27 protein-coding genes and 1 tRNA gene are annotated in these 26,859 nt (G+C 61.8%); 13 read left to right on the top strand and 15 right to left on the bottom strand.

The window, feature by feature from the left end:
• Positions 1-123: 123 nt before the first annotated feature.
• From E2481_RS13880 to E2481_RS13855, 6 genes are all read right to left on the bottom strand, one after another.
• Positions 124-867, bottom strand: a complete 744-nt coding sequence (locus E2481_RS13880) for an ABC transporter ATP-binding protein (RefSeq protein ID WP_136717755.1) — start codon at positions 865-867, stop codon at positions 124-126.
• Positions 864-1,667: an ABC transporter ATP-binding protein gene (locus tag E2481_RS13875; RefSeq protein WP_136717754.1), complete on the bottom strand. Its 804-nt coding sequence runs from the start codon at positions 1,665-1,667 to the stop codon at positions 864-866. The genes E2481_RS13880 and E2481_RS13875 overlap by 4 nt, the downstream gene beginning before the upstream one ends.
• Entirely contained in the window at positions 1,657-2,811 is a 1,155-nt protein-coding gene (locus E2481_RS13870; RefSeq protein WP_136717753.1) for a branched-chain amino acid ABC transporter permease, read from the bottom strand. The genes E2481_RS13875 and E2481_RS13870 overlap by 11 nt, the downstream gene beginning before the upstream one ends.
• 4 nt (positions 2,812-2,815) lie before the next feature.
• Complete coding sequence (locus tag E2481_RS13865; RefSeq protein WP_136717752.1) at positions 2,816-3,676, bottom strand: branched-chain amino acid ABC transporter permease; 861 nt, start codon at positions 3,674-3,676, stop codon at positions 2,816-2,818.
• A gap of 21 nt (positions 3,677-3,697) precedes the next feature.
• Positions 3,698-5,056, bottom strand: coding sequence for an ABC transporter substrate-binding protein (locus E2481_RS13860; RefSeq protein ID WP_136717751.1), 1,359 nt, complete (start codon positions 5,054-5,056; stop codon positions 3,698-3,700).
• Positions 5,057-5,257: 201 nt separating this feature from the next.
• Positions 5,258-6,049: an enoyl-CoA hydratase/isomerase family protein gene (locus E2481_RS13855; protein WP_136717750.1), complete on the bottom strand. Its 792-nt coding sequence runs from the start codon at positions 6,047-6,049 to the stop codon at positions 5,258-5,260.
• A gap of 212 nt (positions 6,050-6,261) precedes the next feature.
• Between E2481_RS13855 and E2481_RS13850 the strand changes: the two genes are divergently transcribed.
• From E2481_RS13850 to sod, 3 genes are all read left to right on the top strand, one after another.
• A complete protein-coding gene (locus tag E2481_RS13850; protein WP_136717749.1) occupies positions 6,262-6,747 on the top strand; it encodes a hypothetical protein in 486 nt (161 codons plus the stop codon).
• A 61-nt stretch (positions 6,748-6,808) separates the two neighbouring features.
• The gene (locus tag E2481_RS13845; RefSeq protein ID WP_136717748.1) at positions 6,809-8,266 is read left to right on the top strand and encodes a cryptochrome/photolyase family protein; all 1,458 of its coding nucleotides are present in this window, start codon (positions 6,809-6,811) and stop codon (positions 8,264-8,266) included.
• Positions 8,267-8,462: 196 nt separating this feature from the next.
• Complete coding sequence (sod, locus tag E2481_RS13840) at positions 8,463-9,074, top strand: superoxide dismutase (protein ID WP_136717747.1); 612 nt, start codon at positions 8,463-8,465, stop codon at positions 9,072-9,074.
• A 59-nt stretch (positions 9,075-9,133) separates the two neighbouring features.
• Here the strand turns inward: sod and E2481_RS13835 are convergent, their stop codons facing one another.
• The 3 genes from E2481_RS13835 to E2481_RS13825 are packed head-to-tail and all read right to left on the bottom strand — an operon-like array spanning position 9,134 to position 11,091.
• The gene (locus E2481_RS13835) at positions 9,134-9,613 is read right to left on the bottom strand and encodes a sensor histidine kinase (RefSeq protein ID WP_169302449.1); all 480 of its coding nucleotides are present in this window, start codon (positions 9,611-9,613) and stop codon (positions 9,134-9,136) included.
• A gap of 2 nt (positions 9,614-9,615) precedes the next feature.
• Complete coding sequence (locus E2481_RS19230) at positions 9,616-9,804, bottom strand: histidine kinase N-terminal 7TM domain-containing protein (protein ID WP_136717853.1); 189 nt, start codon at positions 9,802-9,804, stop codon at positions 9,616-9,618.
• Between the two features lie 36 nt (positions 9,805-9,840).
• Positions 9,841-11,091, bottom strand: a complete 1,251-nt coding sequence (locus E2481_RS13825; protein ID WP_136717745.1) for an RNA-guided endonuclease InsQ/TnpB family protein — start codon at positions 11,089-11,091, stop codon at positions 9,841-9,843.
• A 281-nt stretch (positions 11,092-11,372) separates the two neighbouring features.
• Here E2481_RS13825 and E2481_RS13820 point away from each other — a divergent pair, with 281 nt between their 5' ends.
• The 4 genes from E2481_RS13820 (at position 11,373) to E2481_RS13805 (ending at position 15,889) form a co-directional block, all read left to right on the top strand.
• A complete protein-coding gene (locus E2481_RS13820) occupies positions 11,373-14,384 on the top strand; it encodes an FAD-binding and (Fe-S)-binding domain-containing protein (protein ID WP_136717852.1) in 3,012 nt (1,003 codons plus the stop codon).
• Positions 14,385-14,453: 69 nt separating this feature from the next.
• Entirely contained in the window at positions 14,454-14,723 is a 270-nt protein-coding gene (locus tag E2481_RS13815) for a DUF5827 family protein (protein ID WP_136717744.1), read from the top strand.
• Positions 14,720-15,526 carry an ATPase gene (locus E2481_RS13810; protein WP_136717743.1) on the top strand — a complete coding sequence of 269 codons (807 nt, stop codon included), beginning with the start codon at positions 14,720-14,722 and terminating at the stop codon, positions 15,524-15,526. Before E2481_RS13815 ends, E2481_RS13810 begins: the two co-directional genes overlap by 4 nt.
• 69 nt (positions 15,527-15,595) lie before the next feature.
• Positions 15,596-15,889, top strand: a complete 294-nt coding sequence (locus tag E2481_RS13805; protein ID WP_136717742.1) for a hypothetical protein — start codon at positions 15,596-15,598, stop codon at positions 15,887-15,889.
• A gap of 1 nt (position 15,890) precedes the next feature.
• Here the strand turns inward: E2481_RS13805 and E2481_RS13800 are convergent, their stop codons facing one another.
• Entirely contained in the window at positions 15,891-16,469 is a 579-nt protein-coding gene (locus tag E2481_RS13800) for an MBL fold metallo-hydrolase (RefSeq protein ID WP_136717741.1), read from the bottom strand.
• Positions 16,470-16,609: 140 nt separating this feature from the next.
• Between E2481_RS13800 and E2481_RS13795 the strand changes: the two genes are divergently transcribed.
• Positions 16,610-17,191, top strand: coding sequence for a HalX domain-containing protein (locus tag E2481_RS13795; RefSeq protein ID WP_136717740.1), 582 nt, complete (start codon positions 16,610-16,612; stop codon positions 17,189-17,191).
• 5 nt (positions 17,192-17,196) lie between these two features.
• Positions 17,197-17,865 (top strand): RAD55 family ATPase, encoded by a 669-nt coding sequence (locus tag E2481_RS13790; RefSeq protein ID WP_136717739.1) that lies wholly within the window; start codon positions 17,197-17,199, stop codon positions 17,863-17,865.
• Positions 17,866-17,884: 19 nt separating this feature from the next.
• On the opposite strand, the gene E2481_RS13785 is transcribed toward E2481_RS13790, so the two are convergent.
• On the bottom strand, positions 17,885-18,226 hold the full coding sequence (locus E2481_RS13785) for a cupin domain-containing protein (RefSeq protein ID WP_136717738.1): 342 nt from the start codon (positions 18,224-18,226) through the stop codon (positions 17,885-17,887).
• Positions 18,227-18,345: 119 nt separating this feature from the next.
• Between E2481_RS13785 and thyX the strand changes: the two genes are divergently transcribed.
• A complete protein-coding gene (gene thyX, locus E2481_RS13780; RefSeq protein WP_136717737.1) occupies positions 18,346-19,089 on the top strand; it encodes an FAD-dependent thymidylate synthase in 744 nt (247 codons plus the stop codon).
• Between the two features lie 156 nt (positions 19,090-19,245).
• Entirely contained in the window at positions 19,246-20,466 is a 1,221-nt protein-coding gene (locus tag E2481_RS13775; protein ID WP_136717736.1) for a helix-turn-helix transcriptional regulator, read from the top strand.
• 38 nt (positions 20,467-20,504) lie between these two features.
• On the opposite strand, the gene E2481_RS13770 is transcribed toward E2481_RS13775, so the two are convergent.
• On the bottom strand, positions 20,505-21,143 hold the full coding sequence (locus E2481_RS13770) for a DUF6230 family protein (protein ID WP_136717735.1): 639 nt from the start codon (positions 21,141-21,143) through the stop codon (positions 20,505-20,507).
• Between the two features lie 497 nt (positions 21,144-21,640).
• On the opposite strand from E2481_RS13770, the gene E2481_RS13765 reads away from it, so the two are divergent.
• Positions 21,641-21,715, top strand: a tRNA-Glu gene (locus E2481_RS13765).
• Positions 21,716-22,084: 369 nt separating this feature from the next.
• Here E2481_RS13765 and E2481_RS13760 read toward each other — a convergent pair.
• A complete protein-coding gene (locus E2481_RS13760) occupies positions 22,085-22,288 on the bottom strand; it encodes a hypothetical protein (protein ID WP_136717734.1) in 204 nt (67 codons plus the stop codon).
• Positions 22,289-22,410: 122 nt separating this feature from the next.
• On the opposite strand from E2481_RS13760, the gene E2481_RS13755 reads away from it, so the two are divergent.
• Positions 22,411-23,331 (top strand): hypothetical protein, encoded by a 921-nt coding sequence (locus E2481_RS13755; RefSeq protein ID WP_136717733.1) that lies wholly within the window; start codon positions 22,411-22,413, stop codon positions 23,329-23,331.
• Between the two features lie 693 nt (positions 23,332-24,024).
• Here the strand turns inward: E2481_RS13755 and E2481_RS13750 are convergent.
• Both E2481_RS13750 and E2481_RS13745 read right to left on the bottom strand, forming a co-directional pair.
• Positions 24,025-25,707, bottom strand: coding sequence for a HesA/MoeB/ThiF family protein (locus E2481_RS13750; protein WP_136717732.1), 1,683 nt, complete (start codon positions 25,705-25,707; stop codon positions 24,025-24,027).
• Positions 25,707-26,735 carry an E2/UBC family protein gene (locus E2481_RS13745; protein WP_169302448.1) on the bottom strand — a complete coding sequence of 343 codons (1,029 nt, stop codon included), beginning with the start codon at positions 26,733-26,735 and terminating at the stop codon, positions 25,707-25,709. Before E2481_RS13745 ends, E2481_RS13750 begins: the two co-directional genes overlap by 1 nt.
• Between the last annotated feature and the right edge of the window lie 124 nt (positions 26,736-26,859).

Here is a 26,859-nt window from a genome sequence, read left to right as displayed (position 1 = left end):
TCCCCACAACTGCTGGCGTAGTTAAAATAGTTGCCCTAATTTTGACCATTGTTTGCGTACGAAGGCTAGAGATTAACATCGGTTGAAACGTTGCGGACGGCCGGCCGGACGCGTCGGCTGCGGTTATCCGCCGAGGTACGACTCGCGGATGTAGTCGTCGTCGCGGAGTTCCTCCGGCGGCCCTTCGCGGACGAACTCGCCGTTCTCCAGCAAGTGGATGTGGTCGGCGTGTTTGAGCGCGAAGGTGACGTTTTGCTCACAGAGCATGATCGTCACGCCGGACTCCTGGATGGCGTCGATCCCCTCGCTGATGTCTTCGAGGATGACCGGAGCCAGGCCGAGCGTCGGCTCGTCGAGGACGAGGAAGTCCGGATCGCCCATCAGCGCCCGCCCGATGGCGAGCATCTGCTGTTCGCCACCGCTCATGGTGTTTGCGTGCTGGCCTTTGCGCTCTTCGAGTCGCGGGAACAGGTCGTAGACGAACGCCTTCCGTTCGGCCACGTCCCCGCGCCGGTAGGCTCCGAGTTCGAGGTTGTCGTCGACGTTCATGAACCCGAAGAGGTCGCGGGACTCGGTACAGTGGATGAGCCCCTCCTCGACGAGGTCCTCCGGCATCCGGTCGGCCACCGACCGTCCCATGAACTCGACCGAGCCGTCGAACTCCTTGAACCCCGAGACGGTGTTCGCGAGCGTGGACTTGCCGGCCCCGTTCGGCCCGATCACCGAGACGATCTCGCCCTGGGTGATCTCCAGATCGACGCCGCGCAGCGCCTGGACTTTCCCGTAGGAGACGTCCAGATCCGAGACCGAGAGGACGGTCTCGCCGGTCGTTCCGGTAGCGCCGACCGCCTCCGCGTCGGAGCTCACAGCTCGTCACCTCCCAGATAGGCCTCCTGGACGGTGGGGTCGTTCTTGATCGCCTCGGGGTCGCCCTCGGCGATCATCGACCCGAACTGGATGACGATGCCCCGGTCGATCAGCGACAGCAGGCCGCGCATGTTGTGGTCGACGACGACGAGGGTCAGGCCCTCGTCGCGAAGTTCGAGCAGGAGATCGGAGATGCTCTCGACTTCCGGCCCCGACAGGCCGGCGAACGGTTCGTCGACCAGCAGGAGGTCGGGCTTCGTCGCCAGCGCCCGGCCGAGCTCCAGCCGGAGCAGTCCGGCGTGTGGGAGTTCGTCGGGCGTCATGTGCATCCGGTCGCCGAGACCGACGCGCTTACAGATCTCTGCTGCTTTCTCCTTCGTCTTCCCGCGAAGCCCCTGCATCGAGAACATCCGGTTTGGCGTCAGCGCCAGCGAGACGTTCTTCAGCACCGTCCGGTCCTCGAACGGGCGGAACTCCTGGAAGGTCCGGGCCAGTCCCTTCTGTACCATCGTGTGGGCGTTGGTGCCGGTCACGTCTTCGCCCTTGTAGTAGACCGTCCCGGACGTGGGCGGGAAGCGACCGACGACGCAGTTGAACGTCGTCGATTTCCCGGCCCCGTTCGGCCCGATAAACCCGAGGATCTCCTGTTCCTCGACCGCAAAGGAGAGGTCGTCGACGGCCACGAGGCCGCCGAACTCCTTGCGGATCTCGTCCAGGACCAGCAGTCCGTCGTCCGGACTGACGCTCCCGTTCGCTGCGACTGCGTCCGTCTCCTCGCCGTGGTCTGTTTCAGTGCTCATCGTCGTCGTCACCTCCGAGAATCTCGCGCAGTTCCTCGGTGTAGTTCTCGTACACCTGTTCGGGCGGCGTCTTCGTGCCGCCGTCGGCAGCGATCTCCGGGTCCTCGCCGCGCACCCGTTGGGTCAGCCACCCGCCGATACCCGTCGCCCAGCGGATGATGCCGCCGGGGAGGGCAAACAGCAGGACGAAGGTGATCAGCGTAAAGACCAGGAAGTCCATATCCGAGATCGGCGTGTCGAACAGCGGAACGACCAGGTCGACGGCCGACAACTGGTCCCGGAGCAGAATGAGCGCGACGCCGCCGATGGCCGCACCGACGATCGTCCCCATCCCGCCGAGGATGGCTGCGATGATGACCTCGACGTTGACGGTGATGGACAGCAGCGTCGTCGGACTGGCGTTCCCGTTGGGCGTGTGAACGATCATCGCGCCCGCGAGGCCACCGATGGCGGCCGACAGCACGAACGCCATGATCTTGAACTTCGCCGGGCTCAGCCCGACGGCCTCGACGGCGTCCTCGTCCTCGCGGATGGCCGTGAACACCGGGCCGGCGTCGGTCCGGGTGACGATCCACAGCACTGCGAGCACGAAGACGAACAGTCCGAAGGCGACGTAGTAGAACATCGCCTCGTCGCCGAACGTGTTGAGGCCGAACAGCGGGTCGACGCCCGAGAGCCCCTGTTCGCCGTTGAAGATGTCGCTCCGGTAGATGAAGATCTGGACGAGTATCAGCGGCGCGACCAGCGTCACCAGCGACAGGTACGGTCCCTTGAGTCGAAGTGCCGGCACGCCGATGATGATGCCCGCGAGGGCGGCCATCACGACGCCGACCGGGATCGACAGGAGCGGATCGAAACCGTGGCCGAGGTTGAGCAACGCCGACGTGTAGCCGCCGACGCCGAAGAACAACCCGTGGCCGAAGCTGATCTGGCCGGTGTACCCCGAGACGACGTCCCAACTCATGGCGTAGACGCCGAAGAAGTACGCCCCGGCGAAGGTCAGCGCCATCGTCGAGTCGATGAACATCGGGAGGGCCCCGAGCAGTACCAGTCCGACCAGTCCCAGTTTGTACCGCAGGGGCATCGTGATCGGGTTCAACCGACCGAGTACGCCCGTCGTCTGCGTGGAATCGTTGTCACTCATGGTATCACTCCGCCAGCTCCCGGCCGAACAGGCCTTCGGGTTTGACGAGCAGTACCAGGATCAACACGACGAGCGGCGCGATGCCGGTCAGGTCGCTGCTGACGAACTGGATGACGCCGACCTCGAGGAAGCCGATCAGGTACGCGCCGACGACGCTGCCCCGGATGGAGCCGATGCCGCCGATGACGACGATCGAGAAGGACAGCACCAGCGGGTTCCGGCCCATGTGGTACGTTGCACCGAGCTGTGAGCCCAGCGCCATGCCCGCGATACCGGCGAGCGCGCCGGCGATGGCCCACGTCGCGAGGTTGATTCGGTCGCTCTTGATCCCTACGAGCGAGGCACCTTTCGCCGACATACTCGTTGCGAGGATGCCTTTGCCCGGTTTGGTGTAGTTGATGAACAGGAACAGGCCGATGATAATGGCCCACGAAAGCGCGAAGACGGCGATCAGGTTGTACTGAACGCTGGTCCCACCGATCGTCATGTTCCCCGAAAGGAACTGTGGGACGCGTTTGGCCTGTGTCCCCGCTAACTCGATGACTAACTGCTCGACGGCCACCGAAGTCACCAGGGTCAGGATCATCACCATGATCGGTTCGTGTTCGAAGCGTCTGATGACGAACAGATACAGGAGACTGCCAAACACTGCCGGAACAACCAGTGCCGCAAGCATCGACCCTGCGACGCCGAGTCCCGCTGCCGAGGCGTAGTAGGCTGCGTACGCGCCGAGGATGATACTCGCCCCGTGGGCGAGGTTCAACACGCCGCCGACCCCGAAGATGAGGGTGAAGCCGATGGCGATGAGGGCGTACAGCCCACTCCGTATTGTCGACAGGATGACGAACTGCAGTATATCTACCATAGTTGAACAATTGAAGAGTTGTCAGATCCACGGTGGCGTCTGGTAATCCGCAGTAGCGAGATTGTCGGGGAAGATGACTTCCTGTGAACCGGTGCCGTCGTCGTTGGGCTGCCACTGCTGGAAGACCGGCCAGACCAGTCCCTGTTCGTATTTCACGTCGTGGGCGAACTCGTGGTCTTTGCCGTAGTACTCGACGGTTCCGATGGTCCCGGTGTAGGAGCTGTTTTCGAGGCCGTCGATGACGGGGTCGGCCCCGATGTCGCCTTTGCTCTCGACGACGCTCGCGTACTGGTTGACGGCGTCGTACGAGATGTACCCCGTGTACACCGGGTAGCTGTCGTAGTTCTCGTTGTACGCCTCGGCGAACGGTACTGTCGTATCGGTGACCTCCGCGGTCGGCGTCGCGGAGTTCTGGGTCACGCCGTAGGCACTGGCTCCCTCGACGGCACCGTAGTACGACGGGAGCTGCATCGGCACGTGGATGCCGCCGAACTCGAAGGGCCGCTGCTGCTGGGCCCACTGGATGACCGCGGGCGTCCCCGTGTGGGCCATCGCGATGACAGCCGCGTCAGCGCCCGAGTCCTCGACGTCGTTGTAGATCGGGTTGAAGTCCTCGGTTCCCGACGCGTACCGCCGGCTCATCTCGATGTTGATGCCGGTGTCCGAGAGCGTGTCGTCGAGGACGTTCGAGACCGGTTCGGTCCAGGTGTAGTCCTCGACCAGCACGGCGACCGACTCCCATCCGAGGTCGTCCGCCTTCGCGTCGACGAAGTCGACGATGTTCTCACCGAGGTGGTGGGCGTTGATCGGGCCGGTACGGAAGTGGTACTTGTTCTCCTCGTAGTTGTTCTTGACCCGGGCACTGGCGTCGGGCGTTGCCGCGCCGGTCGTCATGTGAACCGTCTCCGCGCCGGGCATGTCGTCCATGATCGCCAGCAGCACTTCGCTGGTGAACACGCCGGTCGTCATGTCGACGTTCTCGTCCCGGATGAGCTCACCGTACTTCTCAGTCCCCGTCTGGGGCTGCTCTTTGGTGTCCTTGACGATGACACTCATCTCGGTCCCCTCGATGCCGTCGTTGTCGTTGATCTCCTGGGCGGCCAGTTTCGCACCGTTCGCGATCGAGGCGCCGATCGGGTTGTCGGACGGAGCCGGAGCCAGTACGCCGACCCTGATCTCGTCGCGATCCGAAAGCGGGACCGACTCCTCGTCACCGCCGCCACCGAGACAGCCGGCGACGCCTGTCGCGACAGCGCCTGCCCCCGTCGCTTTCAGGAAACTCCGTCGGCCGACGGACCCTCCGTTAGCATTGTTCGATTCTTTCCTACCAGTACTACCGGAATAATCCGAGCCTGCCTCATCTTTACCATCGTTAACCATGGTGTCTGGTCACACATAGTAAACGAGGGTAATAAATCTTGATGACGTTGACCGGATAGTTAAGGCTCATTAAGTACAACTCGTTGAAAATTCAACCACTCGTTTTATGTGATGTCGGAATAGACCGGGAGGTTCCGGCACGGGAATTCTGGCAGCGCCAGTTTGGAGAAGAGTCGAGCCTCGGACACCTCGTGTGACCGATCAGTGCCCTTCGAACTCGGCCTCGCGCTGCTCCATGAAGGCAGTGGCTCCTTCCTCGTGGTCGTGGGTCGCGAAGACGGCGGTCTGGCCCGCGGCCTCGTTGGTCATCGCCTGGTCGATGTCGCTCTGGAGTCCCTGCCGGATCAGGCGCTTGGAGGTCTGCAGCGCGATCGTCGGCCCGGTCGCGATGCGGTCGACGTACGACTCGGCCTGCGCTTCGAACTCGTCGTCGTCGTACACCTGCGTGAAGATGCCCAGGCTGTGGGCCTCGTCCGCGTCGACCAGTTCACCCGTGAAGACCAGTTCCTTGGCCTTGTTCTCCCCGACGATGCGCGGGAGGAAATAGGAGGTTCCCGAGTCGACGGCCAGTCCGACCTGGCGGAACCCGAAGCTGATCTTCGACCGCTCGCTCGCGATCTGTGTGTCACACGCGATCGCCAGATTCGCGCCCGCACCGAAGGCCGTGCCGTCGATCTTCGCGACGACCGGCAGCGGGAACTCGTAGACTCGCTGGAGGGCTCGACCCGTGTCCTCGACGACCTCGACTTTCTCGTGGGGTTCGGTCTCGCCCGCGAGCCCCTCCATCATCGAGTTGATGTCGCCCCCGGCCGAGAACGCGTCGCCGGCCCCTTCGATTACCACACAGCGAGCGTCGGTGTCCTCGATCTCCTCCAGCGCGTCGACGATCCCGCCCGAGATATCGCCGGTCAGCGCGTTCCGCATGTCCGGTTTGTTCAGCGTGATCGTCGCGATCTCGTCCTCGACGTCGAGTAGCACAGCCTCGTCTGACATACTACAACCCCGAACGGTTCAAGCGTTCAAAAAACTTGTCCCGTACTCTACCAATGGTGGTATGATGTAAAATAACACTAACACTGTAAGGAGCGGCCCAGTCAGTGACCGGAAGGCCCAGCCGTCGGGGGAGAACTAATCGAGCAGACCCGACATCGATTCCCTTCGAGAAAAACCAACGCTTATTGATTAGTGGTCGTAGTTCGAAGAGAATGGACGAACTCACAGGACGTCGTCGGTTCCTGCAACTCGCAGGTACCGGGACCGCGCTTTCGATCGCTGGCTGTAACGCGCTCCAGTCGGACGGAACGACCACCGAATCCGGGTCCGACGGGTCCGAGACGGTGACGGTGACGGTGCAGGCCGATCAGGAGAAACTCCAGGAACGACAGGCGGAACTCCGCCAGCAACTGCAGAACGACGAGATCAGCCAGCAGGAGGCCAGACAGCAGTCCCAGCAGATCCAACAGGAACTGCTCGGCGAGGCAGTCGAATCCTTCGAGGGCAGCGTCGAGGACGAATCGGCACTCAGCATCGACGATTCCGTCAGCGAGTTGGGCGTGTTCCTCGTCTCCGGAAGCGCATCCGCGTTGATCGGGGCGCTCTCCTACGACGAAGTCGGCGGGCTGTTGTCGCAGGAAACCTTCGAGCAGGCGAAAGCTCAGTCCGGAACGCAGACTGCCACCCCCGCCGAATAGCGGCCCGAATACCCCACAGGTTGGGCACTGCTTTCAGGCGTTTACCGCCCGAATCGCTTTTATGCGCATCCACTGGCACCGGCGCGACCTGCGCGGTGCCGACAACCTCGGCCTGACGGCGGCCGTCGACGCCGCTGCTGGAGACGACGACGACCGCGGTGTTCTCCCGGTGTTCGTCTTCGACCAGTCGGTCTTCGACCACGCTGGCCCGCCCCGCGTCGCATTCATGCTCTCCGCGCTGCGCTCGCTCCGCGAGTGGTACCGCGAGCGTGACAGCGATCTGCTCGTCGCCCACGGCGATCCGACGGGTGTCCTGCCGGACCTGGCCGCGGCGTACGACGCAGACGGCGTCACCTGGGGAAAAGACTACTCCGGGCTCGCACGCGAACGCGATACGACTGTTCGGACCGCCCTGGCCGACGACGACGTGGCCCGGAAGAGCGTCCACGACGCCGTCCACCACGAGCCCGGTTCGATCACGACCAACGACGGCGACCCCTACTCGGTGTTCACCTACTTCGGCCGGAAGTGGCACGACCGGGAGAAAGACGATCCCGTCGATCCGCCGACGGCCGCCGATCTCAACGCGTTTCGCGACGACGAACCGATTCCGACGCTCTCGGACCTGGGGTTCGACGAACCCGAGGCGGCAGTTCCCGAGGCGAGTCCGGACGCCGCTCGAAAACGGTTGCAGGAGTTCTGTGCCGAGGACATCTACCGCTACGACGAGCGCCGGGACTACCCCGCCGACGACTGTACTTCCAGGCTGTCGGCACACATCAAGTGGGGAACCATCGGGATCCGCGAGGTGTACGCCGCAACGGAAGCGGCCAAGGACGCGGCCGCCGGCGTCGAGAGCGACGCGCCGGGGATGGGCGACCCCGAGGCCCGCCGGGCGTCGGTCACGGCGTTCCAGGAGCAACTGGCCTGGCGGGAGTTCTACACGCAGGTGCTGTTCTACAACCCGGGCGTCGTCGCGGAGAACTACAAGTCCTACCCCCGGCCCATCGAGTGGCGCGACGACGAGGAGGCACTGCGGGCGTGGAAACACGGGGAAACGGGGTATCCGATCGTCGACGCTGGGATGCGGCAACTCCGGGAAGAGGCGTACATGCACAACCGGGTACGGATGATCGTCGCCTCCTTCCTGACCAAGGACCTGCTCGTCGACTGGCGCGAGGGGTACGACTGGTTCCGCGAGAAACTCGTGGACCACGACACGGCCAACGACAACGGCGGCTGGCAGTGGGCCGCCTCCACCGGGACCGACGCCCAGCCGTACTTCCGCATCTTCAACCCGACGACCCAGGGCGAGCGGTACGACCCCGACGCCGAGTACATCACGACGTACGTCCCCGAACTCCGTGGGGTCGACCCGGACCTGATCCACGACTGGCCGACCCTGTCACCGACACAGCGACGGGAGACCGCTCCGGACTACCCCGAACCCGTCGTCGACCACGGCGAACGCCGTGAACAGGCGATACAAATGTTCGAACGGGCGCGCGGCGACGACTGACCACCGCGAACACGGGGCCACTGCCGACCGATGGGTGTCAGTCGCGAACCAGCGGCGAGATGCCGGCGGGAGTCCCGAGCGACTGTCCCGATACTAGCCGGATATGGTTACGTTTGGCCCGGTTTTTGCACGATAACGACCGCCTTCTAAACCTTTAACAGGTATCCAGCCGAGTGTTCGGGTGGAGGAATTACGTATGCCCGAGAGATCCGAACCCGAACTGCCGCCACTACCGTACGACTACGACGCGCTCGAACCGTCGATCAGCCAGCAGGTGCTCGAATGGCATCACGACACGCACCATCAGGGGTACGTGAACGGCCTGGAGAGCGCCGAGGAGACGCTCGCCGAGAACCGCGAGAGCGGCGATTTCAGTAGCTCTGCCGCGGCCATCGGCAACGTCACCCACAACGGCTGTGGCCACTATCTCCACACCCTATTCTGGGAGAACATGGACCCCAACGGCGGGGGCGAACCGTCCGGTGAACTCGCCGACCGTATCGAAGAGGACTTCGGCTCCTACGAGGGCTGGAAGGGCGAGTTCGAGGCCGCTGCCGGCGCCGCCGGCGGCTGGGCCCTGCTCGTGTACGACCCGGTTGCCAAACAACTGCGCAACATCGTGGTCGACAAGCACGACCAGGGTGCCCTCTGGGGCGCACACCCCATCCTGGCGCTCGACGTCTGGGAGCACTCCTACTACTACGACTACGGTCCGGACCGCGGCAGCTTCATCGACAGCTTCTTCGACGTGATCGACTGGGACAACGTCGCAGACCAGTACGATCACACCGTCTCGAAGCACGAGTAAGTCGCCCAGTCGTCAATCAACACAGTTTTTTGGCGTGTTCTACCCCGAGAGAATGGTCGCTAGGTGCTGGTGCGCGTTCCTATCTGGGAGTCCTCGGGCGTGACGTTGCACTCGATCTCGAACTGGGCCCCACCTGACGAGCTTTCCGTGACAGCGATCGACCACCCGTGAGCCTCGACGACGCTTTTGACGATGGAGAGGCCCAGTCCGGTCCCCTCTTCGTGCGTCGTGTAGCTGTCGTCGAGCACTCGGTCTCTGTCGTCGGGCGGAATCCCCGGCCCGTCGTCGGCGACGTAGAAGCCGTCTACCTCGCCCAGCGTTCCCACGGTGATCGTGACGTCGTCACGGCCGTGCTGGATGGCGTTGCGGAAGAGGTTCTCGAAGAGGCGCTGGAGGCGATCCGGGTCGGCCGATCCCTGTAAGTTCGTCTCGACGACCAGGGAGGCGTTTCCAGTATCGACGTTCTCCCAGGCGTGCTCGGCGACCGAACCGAGTGTTACGGATGTCGTCTCGTCGATGGTTTGTCCGTCGCGTGCCAAGGTCAGAACGTCGTCTCGATCGTGGTCCAGAACAGATTGTGCGAGCCGTTAGTGAACGTGGAGATCATGACGCCGAGGGGTTCGACGCCGAGGAGCGCAGCCGTCCGCCACGAGACGGATTTCTGGAACCCCGTGAATTCGATGACGAACAGGCCCCACCCGTAGGTGACATCCTCCCCACCGTAAACGATGGGGCTTCCCGTCCCGCAGGTGGGATATTTGCCGGTCTACGACATGACCTGTTCTCTCGTGTTGAACATCCCGCTCTCGCGGTCGAACAGGTGTACCGATGGCTGTGCCACACAGCCGTTACTCCTATCCTCACCGTGAGGACTCGGAGTTATCTTCTGTCGCATATTCTCCGCCCCATTACAATCCGCGTTTCCGACCAACTCGCACGACGAGCAGACATACAACCCACGGTGCTTCCGGTTCGACTTCGTGTCGTCACCACACCGTGAGCAGGTCTTACTGGTGTCCCATTCGTTCTCTTTCAGCACCTCGACGCCACGAATCTCGCCCTTGTATTCGAGATACTGGTAGATACGGTCGAACGCCCACGAGTGCAGCTTCTTGTTCCCCGTCGCACCCCAATCGGATTCTCGCACATCTTCAGGCCAACTCACCGCGAGCGTCCCAACACCGCGTTCGACACACTCGGTGATGATCGTGTCCGTGAGGACATGGTAGAAGTGTGTCTCACGGTCAGTGAGTTTCCGACGTGCCCACATCGACTTCTCTGACGGGCCGTCCTCACCCTCAGTGTCGTACTCTGCGCGGGTGAAGTAGTGCTTGTCTTCTTTGAGCGAGTTGCCGGGGTACAGCACGTATTCGTCAGGGAATGCGACCGTGGCGATGTTCTTGATGCCAAGGTCGATACCTGCAACACCGTCGCCTGCCGAATCGTTGGTTTCAAGTTCGACTTTGCAGACGAAGTGCAGTTCCCACTCGTCGCCGTTCCAGACAGCTCGAACGTTCTGCACCCGGTTGACATCTGCGAGGTCAACGTCGGGGCGCGTCTGGTACTCGCAGAGTAGGAAGTCTGACCAGTGTTCTTTGAGGTTCGAGCCTTTCGAGAGTCGGACGCGGTTGTTCTCTGGGTCGTGTTTGAACCCGTCTTCTTTGAACGTGACCGTACTCTTGGGCCGGGTATCGCCGTGTTTGCGGTAGCCGGGCGGATTCGCCTCTGGGTCTTTCTGTCGCAGGTCGAACCACGACTGGAAAGCGTCAGAAAGTTCTTCGATGACTTTCTGACTGGATTGTGCGTTCAGATCTTTCCAGCACGGCTGGTTCTTCATGTACGCTTTCAGCACGCACTCGTCTGGGATTTCGCCTGTTGCATCCCAGACTCGGTCGGCTGTCCATCGTGCGACGTTCCAAATCTTCGAGGTAGAGTCTCCGAGCGAATCGAGGCCATCGCAGACCTGTCGCTGGTTCTGGATGGAACCAACGTAGGTGCGAGTAACCTCAATCGCCATATATAGCCTATGTAGATAACCGACTAAATGGTGTGGATTACCGTTGAATATCCGGACTGCTATCGGCGGTAGTTGGCGTCGGGGTTGTCGGATTCACTCCCGTCGTAAACGACGGGATTCTCTCCTCGAAGAAAGATAGTGGACGTGGCCGTTTCGACGCTCGTTGCACAGGTACGGCTCAGCGCCCGTCGCAGGGCGTGATCCCACCGCCGGGCCCAACCCCGAGTATTAATGAGCGGGCCTCCCCAGTGGCGGGTATGGGAATTGATAGTCAGGATCGGATGGTTCGGCCGGCGGACCCGCCGGGCGACCCGTCGGCGTTCGCCCGCGAGACGGGCCCGACTGCCGAGGCGTACGTCGACCTCGCCGAGGACCTGGACGATGCCGTCGAGGGCAGCGTCAGGTTCGACGAGTACGCCCAACTCCTCTACGCCACCGACGGGAGCATCTACCAGGCCAGACCGGCCGGTGTCGTCGCTCCAACGGACATCGACGACGTCAGAGCGGCCGTCCAGGTCGCGACGGCCCACGACACGCCGATCATGCCGCGGGGCGCGGGGTCGTCGCTCGCCGGCCAGGCGGTCGGCCCCGGCTGCGTGGTGCTGGACATGTCGCGACACATGGACGGCATCCTCGACGTGGATCCCGACGCGAAACGTGCCACGGTCCAGCCGGGCGTCGTGCAGGACGACCTCGACGACCACCTCGCCGAGCACGGACTGAAGTTCGCGCCCGATCCGGCCTCGTCCGGACGCGCGACCGTCGGCGGCGGCATCGGCAACAACTCCACCGGTGCCCACTCCGTCCGCTACGGCATCACTGACGCCTACACCGAGGAAGTGAAAGCGGTCCTCCCCGACGGGACCTTGCTGCACGCCCGCGAAGTCGTCCTCGACGGCCCGGAGTGGGACGACATCGTCGCGAAAGACGACCGCGAGGCCGAGGTCTACCGGACGGTTCGGTCGCTGGTCGAGGACAACGCCGAGGAAATCGAGTCCCGCTATCCCGACCTCAAGCGACGGGTGAGCGGCTACAACCTCGATCGGGTGATCTACGAGAACGAGGACGGCGAGGAGGTCATCAACCTCGCGAAACTCTACGTCGGTGCGGAGGCGACCCTCGGCGTCATCGTCGAGGCGACCGTCGGTCTGGTGACCGTCCCCGAGGAGACCGCGCTGGCGCTGTACTGTTTCGAGGACCTGGTGGCCGCGATGAAAGCGGTGCCCGAGGCCCTCGAGTTCGACGTAAGCGCCGTCGAGTTGATGGACGACGAGGTGTTCCGTCTGGCCGCGGAGTCGGACGGTTATTCGGAGTACGTCGAACCGATTCCCGAGGAGGCGGCGGCGGCCCTCATGCTCGAGTTCGACTCGGAACTCCACGACGACTTCGAGGCGGCCGTCGCCGAGACGAATACCCACTTCGTCGACGGCGGCGACGCGTTCGACGTTATCGAGGCCTACACCGACGAGGACCAGGCCGACCTCTGGAAGCTCCGGAAAGCCGCGATTCCGCTGCTGATGAGCCTGGAGGGCGACCCGAAACCGTACCCGTTCATCGAGGACGCGACGGTGCCGCCCGCGGAACTCGCCGAGTACGTCCAGGAGTTCCAGGACGTGTTGGCCGACCACGACACCTCCGCGGCGTACTTCGCCCACGCCGGCAGCGGGACGCTCCACATCCGGCCCATCCTCAACCTCAAAACGGAAGGTGACATCGAGAAGATGCACTCGATCACCGAGGACGTGACTGACCTCGTCCTCGATCACCACGGTGCGTTCTCCGGCGAGCACGGCGACGGGATGGCTCGGACGGAGTTCAACCCCAAAATGTATGGACCGGACCTCTGGGCGGCGTTCAAGGAGATCAAGACCGCCGTCGACCCCGAGTGGCTCATGCACCCCGGAAACGTCGTCTACCGGGACGGCCCGGACGACGTGGGGCCGGACAGCGAACGCGGCGTCGGTGCGGACATGCGCGAGCACCTGCGATACGGACCCGCCTATCAGTCGCTGGAACCCCAGACGGAACTCGACTTCTCCGAGGAGGGCGGCTTCTCCCACCTGGTGGAGTTGTGTAACGGCTGTGGGACCTGCCGACAGCACGGCTCCGACGTGATGTGCCCGACGTTCCGGGCCTCGCGTGAGGAGATCCAGGCCACCCGCGGCCGGGCGAACATGCTCCGGGCGGCCATCAGCGGCGAACTGCCCGAGGAGGAACTGTACTCCGACCGCTTTCAGGAGGAGGTGCTCGACCTCTGTGTCGGCTGCAAGGGCTGTTCGAGCGACTGCCCGACCGGCGTTGACCTGGCGAAGCTCAAAGCCGAGGTCAAACACCAGTACCACGAGGAGAAGGGGACGACGCTCCGTGACCGTCTGTTCGCCAACGTCGACCGCGTGAGCGCTATCGGAAGCGCGCTCGCGCCGCTCTCGAACGTCGCGCAGAAACTGCCCGGTTCGGACCTGGTCGCCGAGAAGGTCCTCGGGGTCGCGCCTGAGCGCACGTTCCCGAAATTCCGTCGGGAGACGCTGGTCGACTGGTTCGACGAGCGCGGGCCAAAGGTCTCGGAGGCGGAGGCCGAGGACCACGTCCTGCTGTTCCCCGACACGTTCACGAACTACAGCTATCCCGAACCCGGGAAGGCAGCCGTCGAGGTGCTGGAGGCCGCGAACGTCCACGTCCGGGTGCTCGACACCGACGATGTCGCACCGAGCGGCCGGGCCGCATTCTCGATCGGCCTGCTGGATGAGGCCCGCGAGCGCGCCCAGCACAACGTCGACGCCCTCGCGCCGTCCGTGGCCGACGGGTGGTCGGTGCTGTTCGTCGAACCCTCCGACGCGGTGATGTTCCAGGACGAGTACCAGGACCTCCTGAACGGCGACGAGGTCGCATCGGTCGGAGCCAACGCCTACGGCGTCTGTGAGTACCTGCACACCCATCGGGTCCACGACAGTCTGGAGTTCGACGGGGCCGAGGAGTACCTCACCTATCACGGCCACTGCAACCAGAAGGCGCTCAACCGTGACCACCACGCTGCGGCGACGCTCCAGCGGGCCGGCTACGACGTCGACCACCTGGACTCGGGCTGTTGTGGCATGGCCGGTTCGTTCGGTTACGAGGCCGAACACTACGACCTCTCGAAGGCCATCGGGCGCATCCTCTTCGACCAGGTCGATTCGAGTCCCGGCGAGGAAGTCGTCGCTCCGGGCGCGTCCTGTCGAACCCAACTCGGCGACCGGTCGGGACACGACCGGCCGCCACACCCCATCGAGAAGGTTCGGGACGCGCTGGCCTGAGCTGGGCACTCGACGCCGCGCTCGTCGCGAGTCCGGAGGGTTTACGCCCGCCGGCACGAACGCACGGCAATGCCAGTTCCCAAATCCGAGTTCGACGATCTCCGCTCGCTGAGTTTCCGAGACCCCGAGGAGGTCCTCGATCCCGACGAGATGTACAGCGTCTACGAGATCGCTCGCCTGTTCCAGGGCCTGGACCCGGGGCAGGAACTCGATCCCGAGACGGAGGCCATCCTGCTCGACTGGACCATTCCGTGGATCGTCGGGAACGCCGAATCCTTCGTCTTCGCCGAACCACAGAGCGACGAGGAACCCGGCCTGTACGGCCTCGACGCGGAATGAAACTGCTCGTCGCAGGGGCCGACCGGGTCGACGCCGGGAAGACGACCTTCACCGTCGGCCTCCTCGAACGCACCGGCGCAGTCGGATTCAAGCCCCGCGCCGGCAACGACCACTGGTTCCACCACGACGACTTCCGTCACGCCGTCGAGCAGGGTCGCCTGTTCGGGAAGGACGCCCGACGCCTGGCCGACGCCAGCCCCGGCGACGTCGAACCGGAGGCCATCAACCCGGTTCACCGTTTCTGGCAACCCTCGCCCGGGAGCGGAACCGGATTGCTCGGACAGGCTGACCGGGAGTTCGTCATCGACCGCGTCGCCGAAAACTACGTGGTCAACGACACCGTCGAGGTCCCCGAGACCGCCCGCGAACACCTCCCGCTCGACGACGCCGTCAGGATCGATTCCCTGCAGGAGTTCAACGAGGTGATGGAACAGCTCCACCTCGTTGCCCTCGAAGGTATTCTTCGCCGGATCCGAGAGCAGGACCGTGCAGTCGTCGAGTCCTACGGGAACGTAGCGCGCCCGCTCCAGGAGTACGAACCCGACGCCGTGGCGGTCGTCGAGCCGGCTCGTGCTCGGGTGTACGAGGGCGACAGGTTCGTCAAGGCCTGCTCGGTGGCCAGCGGCGGCCCGAAGGAGGGCAAACTGGAAGAACGCGTCCCGGCGGTCGTCGAACTCGTCGATGCCGTCGAGACGATGCGATTGCCGGCGCTGTCCTCGGCCGAGCGTGAGGACCCGGCGTCGGTCGCGGACGCGTACGGACACGCGTACGACTCCCTCCTCGACGCGGCGGCGACGGCTTGAGCGGGGTCGCGTTCTCATTCGACGGGAACGGGCGGGACCGTTGATACGTTGGCTTCCGGTCGTGTCGATATGGGAGACTCCTCGACCGTCGAGCGGACAGAGCAAGTGTGGATGGTCGAACGAACGTTTTCGGCGGACTCGCCGCACATCCTCGTCATCGTATACGCGACGCCGGACGGGGAGCAGTACCTCCAGAAAGAGCGAGCGTTCAATCGCTTCGGCGGACAGGCACCCGAAGTGACGGCCGCCATCGAAGTCGAACCCGACGACCTCGTGACGGTCACGGACGAGGAGACGCGGCGGCGGTACGCCGACGAGGCAGCCCGCATGATGGACCGATACGACCCAGACGACGCGGTGTAGGCTAGCCCATCCGGGCGGCCTGTGAGGCGAGTTCGATGTGGTGGTACGCGTCGTTCGGAACGCCGGGACCGTGTCCGGTGTACAGCTCCGAGAGGTCGTCGTCGACGGTCGCGAGCAAGCGACCGATGCTGTCGATGAGCAGTTCGCGGTCGCCCTCGGCGAGGTCCGTCCGACCGAAGCCGCCGTTGGCGAACACGAGATCGCCGGCGATCAGGACGCTGGCGGCCTCGGAGTAGAAACAGAGGTGGTCGTCTTTGTGGCCGGGCGTGTGGAGGGCGACGTACTCGTGGTCGCCGAGGGTGACCGATTCCTCGTCGGCGATGGCGTGGTCGACGCCCGCGACCTCCGGGTCGTAGCCCCAGACGTCGACGTCGAAGGCGTCCGTGACTGCATCGAGGTTGCCGACGTGGTCCGGGTGGGTGTGGGTCAGCACGACGGCGTCGATGTCGTCGACGTACTCGTGGACTTCGCGTACCACGTCGAAGTCGTTGCCGACGTCGACGAGGACGGTACGGTCGCCGTCGACGAGGAAGACGTTGCTGGTAAAGACGCGCTGGCCTCGGGCGAGATTGACGATCACGGCGGAGCGTACGCGGACCCGGCGCTTGTGCGTACCGTTTTCGTCCGGTCGTCCCGGGAGCGGAGGGTTCCCGCGGATGAGAACCCTGAACGACCCACAGGGCTATGTATGAGGAATGGTAAACGGCTACCGAGAGCAGAATGACAGACTCGAGGGCACCTGTCGTGCTGATCGTCGAGGACGAACCCGATGTCGCCGAAACCTACAATCTCTGGCTCGAAGCGGACTACGAGGTTCGCATCGCGGAGAACGGCGACGAGGGACTCGCGAAACTCGACGAGGACGTGAACGTAGTTCTCTTGGACCGGATGATGCCGGGGCTTTCGGGGGACGAGGTACTCGAACGCATCCGCGGCCGGGACCTGAGTTGCAGGGTCGCGATGGTGACAGCCGTCGAGCCTGATTTCGACATCCTCGAGATGGGATTCGACGCCTATCTCAGCAAACCGATCCGGAGCGAACAACTCCACGAAACGGTCGAGAAACTCCTCGAACGCTCGAACTACGACGACCTCCTCCAGGAGTATTACGCCCTGGTGGAGAAACAGGCGACACTGGAGACCGCAAAGAGCGGAGCCGAACTCGCCGATAGTAACGAATACGAACAATTACAGGGCCGCATAACCGAGTTGCAGGACGACCTCGCACAGACGATGGGCGGTATCGAAGACGATTCGGACTTCATTACCGCGATTCAGCAGATCGGCGGAGATGACACGTAGCAACTATGTACGACCTCTCAAACGTTCTCGAAACTGAAGCGGTGTCGGAGATCCGGCCCGGGACGAGCGTCCTCATCGCCGGCCCGGCGATGACTGGCAAGGAGAACCTGGCGATGGAAATACTGGCAGACGGATCACGGCAGGGCGAAGGCGCACTCGTCGTGACCACCGGAAGCGACGCGGACACCGTCGTCGAGGACTATCAGGAGCGCGTCTCGGGTTCGAACAACATCCAGTTCGGCGTCGTCGACTGCCGCGCGGAGGGATCCAGCGGCCGCGGCGGGAACTCCGATACGCCGCCCGGGCTGTACATCCACCACGTTTCCTCCCCGGGCGACCTGACCGGTATCGGGATCGGCATCACGAAATGCCTCGAATCGCTCCATGGGAGCGGCGCGACGGAGGGCCGACTGGCACTGATCTCGCTGTCGACCATGCTCACCTACACCGACCGCGAGACGGTGTTCAAGTTCTGCCACGTCCTCTCGTCCCGGCTCGACGCCGCCGGCTACATCGGCGTGTTCACCATCGACACCGGTGCCCACGAAGAACAGACACTGCAGGTCCTCAAACAGGCCTTCGACGGCCTCATCGAGGTTCGGGAAGGCGACGCCGGCCGCGAGGCCCGCGTCCTCGGTATCACCGACTCGCCCACGGACTGGGCCTCGATCTAACGGTTCTCAGTCGTCTCCGTCACGATAGCGGTGCGCCCGCAAGCACCAGCCGCGCCTGCTCCTCGCCCCGGTTGTGTATCTGGCGCGTCTCCCCGGCGTCGATGCGCACGGCATCCCCCTCATCCAGCGTCACCGTTTCGTCCGCGAAGTCGACGTCGATCTCCCCGTCGACCACACAGTAGACCTCCTCCTGGCCGTCACCACCGTGGTCGTGTTCTTTCCCCTTGGCTCCCGGTTCCAGTTCCAGAACCGTGAGTCCCACCTCCTCGGTGCCGAGCGCGTCTTTCATGAACCACATCCCGCCGTACTCCTCGTCGATGACCGATTCGACGTCGTCCGTCGAGGCTGTCTGGTAGCCCATGCATGCGGTTCGACGGCAGGCGGCTTCAATCCCGCGTGTACCTGAACCGACCGTTCCACCACGCGCCATCACTACTCATCACAGGTGGGTTTATACCACTCCGCTCCGGCCGTGAGGACATGGAGGTCCGTCTACTCGAAGCTACCGAGGACCCTGAACAAGTCATCTGCAAGGGGGCTCGGAACGACTACATGTCGGAGTTCGTCGGCGACCAATCCTTCGACGAGGTGATGGCGTCCATCGAGGGCGACTCCCTCGAGGACAAAAAGGAGACGCTCATTGGCCACCTGCTCGACCACGGCCACTTCGGCCCCTTCGAGCACCCCCAGGCCACGTTCGCTATCAAGGGGATCAGCCGCTCCTGTATGGCCCAGATCACTCGCCACCGACACGTGTCATTCGACGTTCAGAGTATGCGCTACGTCTCGTTCGACGACGTCGATCCCGAGGACGTCCGCGAGGGCGAACTCGTCGTGACCCCGCCCTCGGCGACGGACCCGGACTGGGTTGGCCGCAACCAGAAGACGGGGAGTCTCGGCGAGGAGGCGGCCGAACGCCGCGAGGAAGTGTTCAACGACGCCATCGAGAACGCCGTCGAGTCCTATCAGGAACTGCTCGACCTCGGCATGCCACCCGAGGACGCACGGTTCGTCCTCCCTATCGGCACGGAGGTGAACATGGTCATGTCGATGAACGTCAGGATGTTGATGCATGTGGCGGACATGAGAGCTGCAGCCGACGCTCAGTGGGAGATCCGAGAGATGACCGAAACGATCCTCGACCTCGCGGCGGAGTGGTGCCCGATCACCTTCGAGTACTACGAGGAACACATGAAAAACCGAAAGAACCGGCTCGCACCCTGAGGCGATCACGGTTTTTGCAGTTTCATATCGATTCCGCGAACGAGTCACTGAGCGGTAGTAAGGGAGCCGAATCGCGGGCCGACTGTCTCTATCAGTCACCGTCCACCCGACCAACACTGTGTTTTTTATGCTGGCCGGCAGTTCACCCACTACTAGATGTCTCGTCTGCTCTCGTTGGCTCTCGTCTGTGTCCTCCTGGTCGGGACGGCTTTCGTGCCTGCTGGCGCGGTGGCTATCGACGGGCGTTCCGTGTCGGCTGATCAGTCCGCGGAACTCTCGACGCCCGACCAGTTCACGTCGGCGACGTTCAACATCGAGGTCTACGAGAACGGGTCGGCGCGGTGGACGTTTCGATACTACACCGGTTCGCTCAACGACAGCGAAGCCGAGCAGTTCGAGGCGTTCGCCGACCGCTTCGAGTCCGAGGAGACCGATATCTGGACGAGATTCCAGCAACGCGCTCAGGCACTCGTCTCCGCGGGCACCGACGCAACCGGGCGGAACATGACGGCCGATGGCTTCCAGCGGTCGGCCTCGTTAGACACCGCGACGGTCGGTACACAGGGCCGGGTCCAGATGTCGTTCCTCTGGCACGGGTTCGCAGTCGTCGACGGGACGGACGTAATCGCCAGCGACGTCTTCGAGGGGGAGTTCTACATCGGGCCCAACCAGTGGTTAGTGTTCGAGGCCGGCCCGAACCTGGCGTTCGTCGCCGATGGGGTCGACCCGCTCCCGGACGTGAACTCCAGTACGTCCATCGGGGACAGCGACACCCTCACCTGGAAGGGCGAGCGGCGGTTCTCGGACAACCGTCCGCGCGTGGCTTTCACGTCCGAGACACAGTCGGATGAGTCGACAGCGGAGATGGCGACGACGGTCGACGGCACGAACGGTTCGACGAAGCAGGCGGGCGCGAACGGACAGCTACAGTTGCTGCTGGTCGGACTGGTCGTCCTGGCAGTCGGAGTCGGTGCCGGTGTCGCCTGGCGTTCAGGGCTGGTTGGACCGACCGCGTCCGACGATACGACCGAACAGGGTGATTCCGCCACGGAGGCCGCATCCAGTTCGGCAGCGGGTATGGGTACGGCAGCCCGGGCAAACACCGACGCGACGCCCGACGAACCGGCAGTACCCGAGGAGGAACTGCTCTCCGACGAGGACCGAGTGTTACAGATGCTGGAAACGAACGGGGGACGAATGAAACAGGCCAACATCGTCGACGAGACCGGGTGGTCCAAATCGAAGGTCAGTATGCTCCTCTCGGAGATGGAAGACGAGGAGTTGATCAGCAAACTCCGCGTCGGCCGTGAGAACATCGTCAGTCTCAGCGGTCACGAACCCGACGCTGCGGGATCACCGTTCGACGACGAGGACTGACTCGGGCGAAAAAAGAAGGCCGAATCGCGACAGGGCGACTACTCGTACTCGTAGTCCCCGTCCCCGTCGGTGTCGAGCTGGAACTTGAGCTCGAGGTCCGGGAGCGTGATCTCGTCCGTCGCGAGATAAGTCGCTCGGATGTCAGCGTTCGTCATTTCGAGTCCTGGGTTCTCACCGCCGTTTAGGTCGATCTGTCGCGTATCGTCCGGATCGGACGGGGCGCGAATCGAGAAGGACTCTTCGAGGTCGTCCGAATCGCTCTCACTGATTTCGAGCCCGTTGAACGTCGCTTCGTCGGCGCCGAGTTCCGGCGTCTTCAACAGGAGTCGCTCGATTTCGACCGTCCCTCCCGACTCGATGACGAGTCGCGCTCGTCCGTCCATCGAATCCGTGTACTCATCGAGGTCGAAGGTCTTGGTCAGTCGGAGGTTCTCGATTTCGTTGTTCCGGAGTTCGACGATGGAGTGTGGGTAGTCGTCCTGGTTGCTACCGTCTGCGAGACCTGGATACAGCAGCAGGTCGTCGCCTTCGATGCTGTCGGCTTGGATCTGGAATCCGCCGATGCCGGCGACCGGCATGGCGAATGCTGTTCCGGTGCTCAAAAAGAGGACACCGACCAGCGCGACGACCCCCAGCGATGCGCCGGTACTCTTAGCGAGGATGTTCGTATCGTACATGGGTGCAGTGTTGCGGTTGTCTCGTGACCGACCGATCGTCGCACCCTCCGTAGCAATCGACGTGGGTGACAGTCGTCGCCACCCCGAGACACGCTACCGCCCCCATAGAGGGTCCCTACTCGTGTGGTTGCTCCGACACTCGTACCCCCGTCGCGACACGTTCCGCTCTCGCAACCACTGCTACGGGTTCGACAGCTAGCCCCCTGTATATTTTCGCAAGTATTTCACGAGACGATACAGGAATTACAGCGGTCTACAGGTCGGACAGTTGCAACTCACTACCGAACCGTCGCAGTTCCGTTACGACCTCTATATGATTGTAGTCGCTTACATACCGTAATTTAGGCGCTGGCTTTCGCTCGACGAGTCTCTGACCGACACCGTCCGGGTGTGGGCCAGCGAGTCGCTCTATGGGGCCCCTGTCGGTTGGTAAATCGAGACAGGGTCGGAACAAAGCGCAACTGTTAAACACAACTCGCGGCTATCAGTGAGTACACGCTCCGATGGTGTAGTCCGGCCAATCATATTGCCCTCTCACGGCAATGACCAGGGTTCGAATCCCTGTCGGAGCACTCCTTTCCTCTCGCCGTCTTGCGATTCCAGTCGTAGTTGAGTTACTTTGCCACCAAATTGTGAGGGCAAACCGATTCCCACGATTTCGAGAATCTGCCGCAGTCATGCGATTTCGGGTATTGCTTCACCATTACGGTTCGGACGAACAAGCAATGTTGATGAGCGAATAATAGACGAAATCGCTGTCTTGCTTCTACATCAAATACACCTCACTAAATTGTCTACTGATACAACGGATTGGCCCACAAGATACGAGATTGAAGCTGGCGGTCGATGTTCATCGACAGGAGTCAGTTAGCTATCCGTCTCTGGTAGGTATTCATTGTGATCAACCCCACACAGAGGATGCTGATGAAATCGCGTTACAATTACGTGATTAGCGAAAAAAATGCAGTAAGAATCGCAATTGCAGCACCGCCGATAAGTGGAGCTACTGTCAGCCATTCGTGACCCACCTGAGGTGCGAATAACGAGATAGCAAGGACAACAAAGGCAATAACTAGGACAGCATCTAAGCCGACCTGCACCGAGGTTTTAGATTGTGGTTTAGGAGTATTTTGTTGAGTTGCCATGGTCGTCCCTCGTACGCCAAAATCTAGGGCACGTACACATTATACTAACGGTCGGGGTATGATCTTCCTCGTATCCAATAGAGACACTGGCGTTTATGTGGGAGGGGTTGTGACTGCTGATAATGCTCGGGAACAGCTCACCAAGAATTAGCCTCTATAGCTTTTTTAGCGTTCTACTTCCTGGTGTTGTTTTCCTCCTTGGAGTGATTCCATTCCTCCCCTCAAAAACTTCGTTAGGATCGCTAGGCGTTCTTCTACCAATTCTTGCCATTGGTTTTGCAGTTGGGCAGGCGGTACACACGGTTGCAGTGGCGATTGAGAGCAACTCATCAAAAAGTGAGGAGATCAAGGAAATGATGAATGAGGCGACAAGCAGACGCGAGAAGGCCAATCTCTGGTTCAAGCGGTGGTTTATCGCTGAACCACTCCGCCAGTTATTCGGGGACCAATACTTCGAGAATACTAGCCACCGCAAGCGATTCATCAATGAACTGAATACAAATCAAGATGGTGAAATACTCGATACAGAGGTCTGCAACTCATTTTACGAGGTTTCGCGTGGTACCTTTCCAGAATTGAATTTGCCCGAGAGTAGAACCGATTTGGATGAAAATGGGGACACCGCGAGAAGGTTTGATTTATTGTACGGGAATATCCGGTCTGTAGTTCATATCGATGGACGTGGTCGATCACGGTCATTCCAAGCAATCTACTCTTTTTGCCGGAGTATGTGGATTGTCTCAATTTGCCTGTTCCTGATTTACGCTATATATAGTATGCTTTCGATGATAGGTGTGTTATCCGAATTAGCGTCGTACACCTCATTCATAGGTACACTAGATATTAGCAGTAGAATACTAGCTCCAGCGGCGTTCATTATTGCAGTTGGGAGTTTCAAACTATTCAATACAGCAAAGCAGAACTATCAGAAATATTATATTCAGTATTTGATTAGCGACTTCCTCATCCTACAAAGCGATAGAATTGCTTCCGGACAGCAGGTTGACTTATCTCACAGTTTTGACGAGGGTGAATCAGAATAATTATACGAGTGGTGGGCTTTCCATTATGAATTGATTCAGTTTCGGCCAAAATATTTCAGTCCGGCCTTGCAAGCCAGATATCTGATCTTCGAATTCGGATTATGCCAGAGCAGACAATAGTGATGGCCGGTCGCTGTGTACATCGTTACAGTTCGGCCATTAACTGGCCCCTCAGTGGTTTTTCGCACCTAGAATGACCGTGAGCGGTGAAGGTACCAGACCATTGGAAGCCGGATTATAGTCCGAGAAGACCGAGCCGAAACAGAGAGGTATCGAGGACATTAGTTGTCAGTCGATTCGATTATTCGAAATCGGGAACCCGACCATTTCTAGCCGGGTTGGCCGACCAATTGTGTCGGATCTAGAGTCTCGTCATACTCGAATTCTAAGAATGGTTCGAACAGACTCCCGACCGCTTCAACGAACTCAGTAGACCCAGCCACCCGAACATCAGAGACCACAATAGAGAGTATGGTGATGGATATCAGATCAGAAATCACGGCGATCTCGTGGTGACTGAGAATGAATATCTCGACTGACTCTCGTATTCTCTCTGTGAACCAGATATTTAGGTAACGCAATGAGGCGTTTCCTGGCGAGATCGACGGAGAAGTTCTGGATGACGCCCTTCATACCCCGCCAGAATTTAAATCGCTGTGAGCGGGTTAACGCTCTTGTTCCTAACCGCTGGTATCAGAGAGTCCGAACCAGGCTACGGAGCGTGGCGATTACGCCTTTCTCGCCGGACTGAACCTTCGCCGAATTCTCGGGTTGAGCAGGTCGGCTCCGCTCTATGTCCTTCACGGGTGAGGGGGCCCGCTCACCACGTGCGGGGAAGAGCGCGTCCTCCCCGCAGTACGGACAGTCGGAGTTCCGGTCATTGGTGTCGTAGCGTTCACCAGTTGCGAAGTCGAATATCCCGGTCGCGAACCCACCTCGGTCGTCAAATAGGCCAGTACAGTATCGATGAGCAGCAAAGGATGCGCGCTGAGCGGCCTCGGCGTTGACTGTTGCGACAGCCGGCTGTTCGCCGACTCCGTAGGCCTCCTGGTCACTCCCGTGCTGTTCGGCTTGAAGTCGGTCTTCGTTGATTGCGCCGAGGCAGTCGAGACACGGGCGACCGGCGCCCGAGACAGTCATTCGACTCGCAATGGATGTGGTTCCGTCTGTGTTGATCGCCACGCCTGTGTCGATGTGCGGACGGAGGTACTGCTTGCAAGCTCGCGATATGACTCGCCGAGGCGTCTGTCGGTCAACCGCCGTAACCACGATATCGGCGGTTGTGATGGCGTCCATTCCGGCCTTAGACTGACCGACTTCCCGAACAGTCTCGACGGTGATCCTGGGGTCCATCTCGGTTACGTGTCGCTCCATCACGTCGACTTTCGCGGTCCCGAGGTCCGGGATCTCGTCGGTCCATCGGGCCGGGACGACCGAGTCTTCGTCAGGAGTCGCGTCTTCGTCGCCGGCGTCAATCGGCTTCGCGCCCGTGATGCGCGAGCGGTTGGACTCCTCGACTACGTCGGGGTCGACCACAGTGATTGACCCGTCGTCGCGACCGAAGCCGATTTTCGCGAGCGTGTGGATCACGTCGGACCCGAGCCCACCGGCACCAACCACGGTCACGTCAGTGTTCCCGAGGTCGCGGTTTCCTTCGGTGTCGTGGAGCAGCGCCTGTCGGTCGCGCATCTCGTCACGGTCCGGACTGCTATCGTCGGACTCTATCCGCGAGTCCGTTGGTCGGATCTTCGAGAACGACCGCTTCCCGAGGATGACGATTTCGTCCAGTGGGGTGGCGGCGGCCGCCCCGCAGTCGCGGATCGTTGCCGCGTCGGTCGGCCAGACCCGACCTGTCACCGAGTCCTGGTCTGAACCGATGATGAGTGACCCGTGCGGCCCCTTTCGGTCGGCCTGAATCGTGGCCAGTTGCTCGGGCTCCGCCCGGTCGTCGGTCGCCGAGTGGCGGGGAGAGGTCGACCAGGGGTGGCTGTGAACAACGAATACCGTCCAGTCGTCCCCGATACCGTCGCCGGCAGCGTCGTCGGTCATCTCCCGCGTTACGTCATGCGGGATCCCGACGAAGCCCTTGGCTTGCTTTGAGTATCGGAACGGGCGGATCGGGACGACCTCACGAACGAAGTACTCCAGCACCTCGTCGTCGCCGTCCATGTAGCGATTCGTCCCGGCGAGGAGGTACGCCGCATACTCCAGCTTGTCTGGCCGGATGAGGTGGTCACGGAGGCTCTCGTAGTCATCGCCGGTAATTCGTAGGGAGACGCGATCGGCGACAGCGTCGACGCCGGACAGAGACTCGTCGATCCAGTCAGTACTCGCCGGGGCGGCCCGTTCGTCGGCGTTCTTGATGTCCTCCAGCATCAGTCACCCTGCGAGAGTCGACCGCGGACGATGGTGTCGAGGTACCAGCGCAGGTTGTTCTGGTAGGGAGTCCAGGTGACCGTGTCCATCTTGCTCAGGTGCCAGGAGAGTGCCACCCAGCCAGGGACGACGGCCCCGTTTCTCGGGTTGGTGTCCATCGTCTGAGCCTTCCGCGGGAGCTCGCCGTTCTTCAGACGGAACTCTTCCTCGACGTACACCCAGTCGGGCGCCTGTTCGGGGTAGTTCTGAGGAACCCGGATCATCACGTCCGTCGTGTCTCGGTTGTAGGTGTCGACTGGTACCGGGTAGTCACGCACGATCACATGCGTGAAGGAGTCCTCGGCCTCGGTGTCGACGTCGACCTTGTAGTCCTCACGGAGGTCCTCGACTTCCTTCTGGATACCGGTGGGGAGGTCGGCGTCGTCGTCCTCTGGAGTGTTGGTCGACGTACCGCCGTATCCCACCTCGTCGGGGATGGCCGAGAAGACGTTCTGGTCCCGGAGGTCGACGTTCGTACCCTTCTCGATGTGCGGATCGTCTTCGTCTGCGTCTGCTCCCGCGTACAGAAGGTACTCGTCTCGGGCGAAGCCCGCTGCTTCGAGAATCTTGGACGGTTCCATGACAAACTCGTCGGGGAAGAACATCTTCTCGCTGACGTTGACCACGAGTTTGCCCTGGTGGTTGTCCTCTAGGGCGTCCTCAAGGTCTTCGACCGCGTTATCGAGGGCGTTCATCCTCTCGACGGTCTCCTCCGTGTCCGTCTCGTAGTCGACCCTGTCTTCGAGGTGACGGATTGTCCCCTGAACATCGTCGACGTAGGCGGAAACCTCGTCCAAGAGTTCGGGGTGATCGTTGTCCTGGGCGTCGTCGATCAGGTCCTCCGCCTGCTCAAGGCCATCGTCAATGGCATCAACGGCGTCCCGATGACCGTTGATAATCGTTTCGGCCTCGACAAGGGCGTCCTGCGTGACTTGAACGAGTTTCTCCAAGTGGTTGTAGTCGGGCTGTACCTGGTCAGTCCGGCTCATGCCGGAAGTGTCTTCCTGAGTCATCTGCGTGTCGAACGCCACACGGAGAAGTTGAGCAAGGCTTAAGACTAGCCCGACAAAAGTCAGACCAAGTCCTAGTGGCTCAGCTCCCCGGGAAGCCTAC

It is taken from the genome of Halorientalis salina (assembly GCF_005049285.1).
GTDB classification, from domain to species: Archaea; Halobacteriota; Halobacteria; order Halobacteriales; family Haloarculaceae; genus Halorientalis; species Halorientalis salina.
This window is presented reverse-complemented; position numbering and strand designations above follow the sequence as displayed.